The organism is Pseudomonas sp. PDM13 (genome assembly GCF_025685765.1).
Lineage (GTDB): Bacteria > Pseudomonadota > Gammaproteobacteria > Pseudomonadales > Pseudomonadaceae > Metapseudomonas > Metapseudomonas solani.
On record NZ_JAOTQU010000057.1, the window covers coordinates 1 to 1,612 of the forward strand.

Here is a 1,612-nt window from a genome sequence, read left to right on the forward strand (position 1 = left end):
CACCACCTACAGCTACGACGACCAAGGACGACCACTCAGCCAGAGCGTAAGCCAGCGCTGATTCGCACAAGGACTTGCCCATGAACCCCCTGCACCACCGCTTGAGCGTCCTTACGCTCGCCCTGTCCGGCACCCTTGCCGCCGCCAGCCTCCAGGCCGCCCCGCGCAACTGGAGCTACACCTACACCGCCACCGGCCAGATCGAAACCGCCGATGGCCCGCGTACCGATGTCCAGGACATCACCCACTACGCCTACGACGCCCAGGGCCACCTCATCAGCGTCACCAACGCCCTGGGCCATATCACCCAGCTGTCCAGCTTCGACAGCTTCGGCAATCCGCAAACCGTCATCGACCCCAACGGCGTCACCACCGCCCTCACCTACACCCCGCAGGGCTGGCTCGCCTCGGTCAGCGTTGCCGGCGGCAGCACCGCCTTCGAGCACGATGCCATCGGCCAGATCACCAAGGTCACCCGCGGTGACGGCAGCTGGCTCGCCTACACCTGGGACGATGCCCGGCGCCTGACCAAGATCACCAACAATCTCGGTGAGCAAGTCGAGTTCGACCTCGACGCCATGGGCAACCGCACGGCCCAGCGCATCAAGGACGCCTCCAACAACCTCACCCAGCAGCAACAGTGGGTGTACGACGAGCTCGGCCGCCTGCTGCGCTCGGTCGGCGCTGGTGGCCAGACCCACAGCCAGCAGTACGACCTCAACGACAACCCCACCACCGACACCAACCCACGCCAGTTCAGCCACACCCAGGCCTATGACGCCCTCGATCGCCTGGTCTCCAGCACCGACCCGCTGAACAAGGTCACCAGCCTCGGTTACGACGCCCAGGACAACCTCACCCAGGTCGTCGACCCGCGTGGTGTCACCACCCGCTACGAATACGATGGCCTCGGCAACCTCACCAAGCTCATCAGCCCCGATACCGGCACCACCACCTACGGGCACGATGCCGCCGGCAACGTCACCCAGAAGACCGACGCCCGCGGCATCGTCACCACTTACAGCTACGACGCCCTCGACCGCCTCACCGGCCGCCAGTACCCCGCCACCCCCGCGCTCAACGTCCAGTACCACTACGACATGACCGCCAACGGCAACAAGGGCATCGGCCGCCTCACGGCGGTGCAGGACGCCAGCGGCGTGCTCGGCTACAAGTACGACGAGCGCGGCAACCTCATCGAGCAGCTGCGCTCCGTTGCGGTATTGGGGACTGATCAATACGACACCCTCGGCTACGCCTACGACGCCGCCAACAACCTCATCCGCATCGACTACCCGGCCGGCTTCAGCATCTACTACAGCCGCAATGCCGCCGGCCAGGTCAGTCAGGTTGGTTTCGCGGTGGGCAGCGCCACGCCCACCAGCCTCGCCAGCAACATCGGCTACGCCCCCTTCGGGCCGCTCAAGAGCCTCACCTGGAACAACGGCATCGTCCTCAGCCGCACCTACGACCAGGACTACCAGCTCACCGCCCAGCAGGTCGGCAACTGGCAGAGCAGCTACAGCCACGACGCCAACGGCAACATCACCGCCCATGCCCACAGCCTGTTCGGCAGCCTCGACTACCAGTACGACGCCCTCGATCGCCTGAC

The 1,612-nt window shown here is 65.8% G+C and carries 1 pseudogene; it reads left to right on the forward strand.

From position 1 onward, the window contains the following. Nucleotides 1-74: 74 nt before the first annotated feature. Nucleotides 75-1,612: pseudogene (locus OEJ36_RS30370) on the forward strand (RHS repeat protein); the annotation flags it as partial.